The sequence below is a fragment of the Pseudomonas sp. A39 genome, from assembly GCF_058145955.1.
In genome coordinates, this window is the sequence record NZ_JBYVMD010000092.1 from 1 (window position 1) to 7,433 (window position 7,433).

A 7,433-nucleotide genomic window follows, 5' to 3' on the forward strand; every position below is an offset into this window, starting at 1 on the left:
CGGATCCCGTTGAACCTGATCAGGTTAGCGCCTGCGTAGGGAACAAGATTTCTCGTCACCCGGCGAGTCCTCTTGTGCTTCGTCCGGGATGCTGTTCGACCATCGAATAGCCCTCGTGCATAGCACAGCACTGGTTTCAGTGCGTCCATCCGTCACAGGTTCGCTCCGACAAAAATCCACCGCCTGGATAGTTGGAGAGCCCGTGATGAGCACAGAAATAAAAAGTACAAAACTGAAAAACACCGTGCACTTGAGTGAATCGGCCAAGGTCGACTCCGGTTCCGTGCAGCCGTTTACCCGCTCGCAAAAAATCTACGTGCAGGGCACTCGCCCGGACATCCGCGTGCCGATGCGCGAAATCAGCCTGGACGTCACCCCTACCGACTTCGGCGGTGAAATCAACGCCCCCGTGGTGGTCTATGACACCTCCGGCCCGTACACCGACCCGAATGTGATCATCGATGTGCGCAAAGGCCTGGGCGATGTGCGCTCGCCGTGGATCGAAGTGCGTGGTGACACCGAGCGCCTGTCCGGCCTCAGCTCGCATTTTGGCCAACAGCGCCTCAGCGACGCCGAACTGACCGCCCTGCGCTTCGCCCACGTGAAAAACCCGCGCCGCGCCAAGGCCGGTGCCAACGTCACGCAGATGCACTACGCACGCAAAGGCATCATCACCGCCGAGATGGAATACGTCGCCATCCGCGAAAACATGAAGCTGGAAGAAGCCCGCGCCAGCGGCCTGCTCGACCAGCAACACGCCGGCCATAGCTTCGGCGCCAGCGTGCCGAAAATCATCACCCCTGAATTCGTGCGCGAAGAAATCGCCCGTGGCCGCGCGATCATCCCGGCCAACATCAACCACACCGAACTGGAACCGATGATCATCGGCCGTAACTTCCTGGTGAAGATCAACGGCAACATCGGCAACAGCGCCCTGGGTTCGTCCATCGAAGAAGAAGTGGCGAAACTCACCTGGGGCATTCGCTGGGGCTCGGACACGGTGATGGACCTGTCCACCGGCAAGCACATCCATGAAACCCGCGAGTGGATCATCCGTAACTCGCCCGTGCCAATCGGCACCGTGCCGATCTACCAGGCCCTGGAAAAAGTCGGCGGCGCCGCCGAGGACCTGACCTGGGAGCTGTTCCGCGACACCCTGATCGAGCAGGCCGAGCAGGGCGTCGACTACTTCACCATCCACGCCGGCGTGCTGTTGCGCTATGTGCCGCTGACCGCCAAGCGCGTCACCGGCATCGTGTCCCGTGGCGGTTCGATCATGGCCAAGTGGTGCCTGGCGCATCACAAAGAGAACTTCACCTACACGCATTTCGACGAAATCTGCGAAATCATGAAGGCTTACGACGTCAGCTTCTCCCTCGGTGACGGCCTGCGCCCTGGCTCGATTGCCGACGCCAACGACGCTGCGCAGTTCGGCGAGCTGGAAACCTTGGGCGAACTGACCAAGATCGCGTGGAAGCACGACGTGCAAACCATGATCGAAGGCCCTGGCCACGTGCCGATGCAGTTGATCAAGGAGAACATGGACAAGCAGCTCGAGTGCTGTGACGAAGCGCCGTTCTACACCCTCGGCCCGCTGACCACCGACATCGCGCCGGGCTACGACCACATCACCTCCGGCATCGGTGCGGCGATGATCGGCTGGTTCGGTTGCGCCATGCTTTGCTACGTCACGCCCAAGGAACACTTGGGCCTGCCGAACAAGGATGACGTGAAGACCGGGATCATCACCTACAAGATCGCTGCCCACGCGGCTGACCTCGCGAAAGGCCATCCGGGCGCGCAGATCCGCGATAACGCCTTGAGCAAGGCACGCTTCGAGTTCCGCTGGGAAGACCAGTTCAACCTCGGCCTGGACCCGGACACCGCGCGTTCGTATCACGATGAAACCCTGCCGAAGGACTCGGCCAAGGTCGCGCATTTCTGCTCGATGTGCGGGCCGAAGTTCTGCTCGATGAAAATCACCCAGGAAGTGCGTGAATACGCGGCCAACCAACGGATTGAAGCGGTGGACGTGGAGGTGGCCAAAGGCTTGGCCGAACAGGCGGAGCGGTTCAAGCAGGAAGGCAGTCAGCTGTACAAAAAGGTCTGACCCTAGACCTGTGGCGAGGGAGCTTGCTCCCGTTGGAGTGCACAGCACTCCCCCTGCCTGCAAGGGTGTTTTTACTGACACGCTTCGGTTGCCGGTTGTGGGGCGGCTTCGCCACCCAGCGGGAGCAAGCTCCCTCGCCACAAGGGCTTACAACAATATTCCTCAGAGATAACCCCCTTGAGCATTCAACCCAGCACCTATTCCCCGGACATCGCGGTTCCCGCTGACAAACGCGTCTTCGGCGCCCGCGACCTGTTCTCCCTATGGTTCTCCCTCGGCATCGGCCTGATGGTCCTGCAGACCGGCGCGTTACTCGCGCCGGGCCTGGGGCTGTCCGGTTCGTTGCTGGCGATTTTGCTTGGTACCCTGGTCGGCGTGCTGCTGCTGGCCGCCGTCGGCGTGATCGGCAGTGATACCGGCCTGTCCGCCATGGCCGCGCTCAAGCTCAGCCTGGGCGCCAAGGGGGCGAGCCTGCCGGCACTGCTCAACCTGCTGCAACTGATCGGCTGGGGCTCTTTCGAAATCATCGTGATGCGCGACGCGGCTAGTCTGTTGGGCACGCGGGCGTTCAGCGACGGTAGTCTGCTGGCCAGCCCATTGCTATGGACCCTGTTTTTTGGCGGCCTGGCGACCCTGTTGGCGGTCAGCGGTCCACTGACCTTCGTGCGCCAGATCCTGCGCAAATGGGGTATCTGGCTGCTGCTCGCCGCCTGCCTGTGGCTGACCTGGAACCTGTTCGCCAAGGCCGACCTCGCTGCTCTCTGGGCCCAGGCCGGTGACGGTTCGATGCCGTTCGCGGTGGGCTTTGATATCGCCATCGCCATGCCGCTCTCATGGCTGCCGCTGATTGCCGATTACTCACGCTTCGGCACGCGCGCAAAAAGCGTGTTTGGAGGGACGGCGTTGGGCTTCTTTATCGGTAACTTCTGGCTGATGAGCCTGGGCGTGGCCTACACCCTGGCGTTCGCGCCGAGCGGTGAGGTGAATGCGCTATTGCTGGCCTTGGCCGGTGCGGGCCTGGGCATTCCGCTGTTGCTGATCCTGTTGGATGAGTCGGAAAACGCCTTTGCCGATATCCACTCGGCGGCGGTGTCCAGCGGGATTCTGTTGCGCTTGAAGGTTGAGCACCTGGCACTGGCCATCGGTGTGATCTGCACCCTGATCGCCTGTTTGGCGCCGTTGGCCCAGTACCAGAACTTCCTGCTGCTGATCGGTTCGGTGTTTGCGCCGCTGTTTGGCGTGGTGTTGGTGGATCACTTCATCTTGCGTCGCCGTGGCCGAGGGGCGATCGCCGCTCTGCGTTGGCCGGCGTTGTTGGCCTGGCTGGGTGGCATCGCGACTTACCACCTGCTGGCCAATCTGTATCCGGACATCGGCGCGACCCTGCCGGCGCTGGTGCTGGCAGGGCTGTTGCAGCTCATCCTGGGGCGGGCCTTCAGCGGCGCGCCGGCACCAGCTCAGGCCTGAGGATGCCATCGAGGCGCGAGTAGGGGATCTGCAACTCGACATGGCCCAGGGCATACGGCGCGATGGTGCTGGTGGGGTACTTGAGGATCACGCCGCCATAGGTCAGCGCCACGTTTGGGGTTTTCTGGAAGGGGTAGGTCTTCACATACTCCGGCTCCAGGCTCAGACGGGTGCTGATCAGCCAGCTGTTGTGTGCCACTTGGGCGGCTTTCCAGAACGCGTCTTCCTTGCCGGGTAACAGCATGTCGGTCAGGGTCAGGGCTTTTTGTTGCTGGCGCGAATAGTTGATGAAGGCACGGCCAGGCTCGCCGTGGGTGGCGCCCTGGTCCAGGTAACTGGACAGCTCGATGATCACCAAGCCGTCATGCTGCTCACGTACCTTGGCCTGCAAGTACATGCTGTTACGCGGGGCGGCGGTGCGCAGGAATTGCTCTCGGTAGGTGTCAAGGCTGGTCGGCAGCGGGTCGTTAGGGCTGGTGCTGGTCATTTCCAGCAGGCGCTGTTCGATCAGCGCATCGAGCTTGGGCTCCTTGGCAAAGTGCACCGTGTCGATATTCACCAGCGGGCAGTCGGCGCTGGCGCAGCCTGGCTTGCTTTGCTCGGTGGCGTCGCGAGTGGCTTCCAGCGGGGTCTTGAAGCTCGGTTGGAACAGGCTCTGGCAAGCGCCGAGGGTCAATGCGATGCAGGCCACGGAGGCGATTTTTAAAAGCGACATGTAAGTCCTTCGTCTATCGATAAGAGCGAAATTTGTGCAGCTTCGACTGCCAGCACGGCAGTCAGTTCGCCACTAAGCTGATTAGAGTGTGTTTGACGCTCGCCGTCTATCCCGGCAACCGGAAAGGGGCTGCGCCAAGGTGCAGGAGCGCGTTAGGATGGCGCCCATTGCGCAGGCTAAACGAGGATGGGACATGACGGACTTTGCAAAATCGACGCCGAGCAAGATCGAGATTGTTCAGCGCGAAAATGCCTACAAGGGCTTCTATAAGCTTGACCGTGTGCAGCTGCGCCACGAGAAATTCGATGGCGACATGAGCCGGGTGATCAATCGGGAAGTCTTCGTTCGTCACGACGCTGTGTGCGTGCTGCCCTACGACCCGCAGCGTGATGAAGTGGTGTTGATCGAGCAGTTTCGCGTCGGCGCCATGGGCCGCACCGACAACCCGTGGCTGGTGGAAATGGTCGCTGGCCTGATCGACAAGGACGAAGAGCCTGAGGAGGTTGCACACCGCGAAGCCGAGGAGGAAGCTGGGCTTACATTCTCCGCGCTGTGGCCGATCACTAAATATTTTCCATCGCCCGGTGGCAGTACTGAATTCGTGCATTTGTACCTGGGCCGTTGCGACAGCTCGGGCGCGGGTGGCGTCCATGGATTGGAAGAAGAAGCTGAAGATATCCGCGTCACCGCATGGGCCTTCGAAGACGCCCTGCAAGCGGTGCGTGACGGCAAAATTTCCAACGCAGCCAGCATTATCGCCCTGCAATGGCTTGCGCTTAATCGCGCGGAAGTGAGGGGGTTATGGCAGTAAAGGCACGGGAACGTTATCGAGTCGACCTGATCGGGCTGCAAGCGGCGTGCGAGGCCAACTATGCGCGGCTGATGCGCCTGCTCCCCGACATGCGCCACGCCCCCGAGGCGCGGCGCATCGGCGTCACCCATGGCGACCAGATGCTCGGCGTGCTGGCCCTGGAAGTCATCGTCAATTGCCCCTACACCACCACCCTGCGCGTGCGCCAGGAACACAGCCTGCCGTGGCTGCCGGTGCCGCAGTTGGAAGTACAGGTGTACCACGATGCGCGGATGGCCGAAGTGATCAGCGCCGAACATGCGCGACGCTTTCGCAGCATCTATCCTTACCCTAACGTGTTCATGCACCAACCCGATGAGAAAGCACAGCTCAATGTGTTCCTCGGTGAATGGTTGAGCCACTGCCTGGCCCTGGGCCATGAGTTCGAAGCTGTGCGGTAGATGTGAACTGCGTCTGCTTCCTGGGTTTCCCCTTTGTGTCCTGCCCCAGCATAATCACGCCAAACGACCCTTTACTGTGATTGCCTTGGGAGAGCGCCTTGCCGAGCGTATCCACTGTGAACCCCGACGGTTCAGCGTTGCTGGTGCAACTGTCCGACAGCCATCTGTTTGCCGAGGGCGACGGCACGTTGCTGGGCATGAACACCCGTGACAGCCTGCAAAGGGTGATTGAGTTGGCGCGCGCGCAGCAGCCGCGGATCGACCTGGTGCTGGCCACGGGGGATCTTTCCCAGGACGGCACACTGGAGTCGTATCAGCAGTTTCGCGATATGACTGCACCCATCGGCGCCCCAACGCGCTGGATTCCTGGTAACCACGATGAGCCGCAGATCATGGCCCATGCTGCCGTGCACAGCGATTTTCTGGAGCCGGTAGTCGATATCGGCCATTGGCGCGTCACCCTGCTGGACTCCGCTGTACCCGGTTCGGTGCCCGGTTACCTTCAGGACAGCCAACTGCAACTGCTCGCCCAGGCCCTGAGCGAAGCGCCGAACCTTCACCACCTTGTGTGCTTCCACCATCATCCGGTGTCCATCGGTTGCGCCTGGATGGAGCCGATTGGCCTGCGCAACCCTGAAGCCCTGTTTGCCGTGCTCGATCGTTTCCCCCACGTGCGCGCGGTACTTTGGGGGCACGTGCATCAGGAGATCGATCGCGAGCGTGACGGCGTGCGCCTGCTGGCGTCGCCGTCCACCTGCATCCAGTTCGCGCCGGGCAGCGAGGATTTCAAGGTCAGTGAGCAAGCGCCGGGGTATCGCTGGCTGCGCCTGCATGCCGACGGACGGTTGGAGACGGGGGTGGAGCGCGTCCAAGACTTCGAATTTACCGTGGACTACGGCAGCAACGGCTACTAAAAGCTGTAAACACCGATCAAAAATGTGGGAGGGGGCTTGCTCCCGATAGCGGGGTGTCAGGCAATACATAGGCTGGCTGACCCACCGCTATCGGGAGCAAGCCCCCTCCCACATTGGATCTTCGGTGTATTGAAGGCTGAGGTCATCACACAAGGCTTGGATCCCTGTAAACTGCGCCTCTTTGGCTGAGTCATGGAGAGCCCGGCATGTCCGCTTCGATCCTGTATATCCACGGTTTCAACAGCGCGCCGGCGTCCAACAAGGCCAGCCAGCTGATCACCGTGATGGACAACCTTGGCCTGGCCGAGCAACTGCGCGTACCGGCCCTGCATCACCATCCCCGTCAGGCGATTCCTCAGTTGGAAGCGGCTATCGCCGAACTGGGGCGGCCACTGCTAGTCGGCAGCTCACTCGGCGGCTACTATGCAACCCATCTTGCCGAACGCCATGGCCTCAAGGCGTTGCTGGTGAACCCGGCGGTCAGCCCTCATCGGATGTTCGACGGTTACCTGGGCACCCAGAAGAACCTCTACACCGATGAAACCTGGGAACTGACCCACGACCACGTCACGGCGCTGGCTGAGTTGGAAGTACCGGCTCCCCAGGACGCCGCGCGTTATCAGGTGTGGTTGCAGACCGGCGATGAAACACTGGATTATCGCCTCGCCCAGCAGTATTACCGGGCCTGTGCCTTGCGCATCCAGGCCGGCGGCGACCATGGGTACCAGGGGTTCGCCCAGCAATTACCGGCCATGTTGAGCTTTGCCGGCATTGGCGCAGATCAGTATCAATCCTTCGATTTTTCTTCATTGTAAGAATCGCAGGTCATTATTTAATCGAACGACTCACGACGAGACCCCATGGCCACTCCCAGCGCTAGCTCTTATAACGCCGACGCCATCGAAGTCCTCTCGGGCCTCGACCCGGTGCGCAAACGCCCCGGCATGTACACCGACACCAGTCGGCCGAACCACCT

8 protein-coding genes are annotated in these 7,433 nt (G+C 61.2%); 7 read left to right on the top strand and 1 reads right to left on the bottom strand.

Features of this window, described 5'->3' with window-relative positions; all coding sequences use genetic code 11:
- Positions 1–205: 205 nt before the first annotated feature.
- Both thiC and cytX read left to right on the top strand, forming a co-directional pair.
- Positions 206–2,110 carry a phosphomethylpyrimidine synthase ThiC gene (gene thiC / locus AC3ZU9_RS30920; protein WP_012721889.1) on the top strand — a complete coding sequence of 635 codons (1,905 nt, stop codon included), beginning with the start codon at positions 206–208 and terminating at the stop codon, positions 2,108–2,110.
- A 177-nt stretch (positions 2,111–2,287) separates the two neighbouring features.
- On the top strand, positions 2,288–3,577 hold the full coding sequence (cytX, locus tag AC3ZU9_RS30925; protein ID WP_490091764.1) for a putative hydroxymethylpyrimidine transporter CytX: 1,290 nt from the start codon (positions 2,288–2,290) through the stop codon (positions 3,575–3,577).
- Here cytX and AC3ZU9_RS30930 read toward each other — a convergent pair.
- Complete coding sequence (locus AC3ZU9_RS30930) at positions 3,546–4,292, bottom strand: RsiV family protein (RefSeq protein ID WP_064053995.1); 747 nt, start codon at positions 4,290–4,292, stop codon at positions 3,546–3,548. The two genes, cytX and AC3ZU9_RS30930, sit on opposite strands and share 32 nt — an antisense overlap.
- A 193-nt stretch (positions 4,293–4,485) precedes the next feature.
- Here AC3ZU9_RS30930 and AC3ZU9_RS30935 point away from each other — a divergent pair, with 193 nt between their 5' ends.
- From AC3ZU9_RS30935 to AC3ZU9_RS30955, 5 genes are all read left to right on the top strand, one after another.
- Entirely contained in the window at positions 4,486–5,103 is a 618-nt protein-coding gene (locus AC3ZU9_RS30935) for an NUDIX domain-containing protein (RefSeq protein ID WP_012721892.1), read from the top strand.
- Positions 5,094–5,543 (top strand): DUF1249 domain-containing protein, encoded by a 450-nt coding sequence (locus tag AC3ZU9_RS30940; protein WP_012721893.1) that lies wholly within the window; start codon positions 5,094–5,096, stop codon positions 5,541–5,543. Before AC3ZU9_RS30935 ends, AC3ZU9_RS30940 begins: the two co-directional genes overlap by 10 nt.
- Positions 5,544–5,641: 98 nt before the next feature.
- Positions 5,642–6,457 carry a 3',5'-cyclic-AMP phosphodiesterase gene (cpdA, locus tag AC3ZU9_RS30945; RefSeq protein ID WP_490091765.1) on the top strand — a complete coding sequence of 272 codons (816 nt, stop codon included), beginning with the start codon at positions 5,642–5,644 and terminating at the stop codon, positions 6,455–6,457.
- A gap of 206 nt (positions 6,458–6,663) precedes the next feature.
- Complete coding sequence (locus AC3ZU9_RS30950; RefSeq protein WP_064053993.1) at positions 6,664–7,272, top strand: YqiA/YcfP family alpha/beta fold hydrolase; 609 nt, start codon at positions 6,664–6,666, stop codon at positions 7,270–7,272.
- A 45-nt stretch (positions 7,273–7,317) separates the two neighbouring features.
- A partial coding sequence (locus AC3ZU9_RS30955; RefSeq protein ID WP_490091766.1) for a hypothetical protein occupies positions 7,318–7,433 on the top strand: 116 nt, incomplete at its 3' end.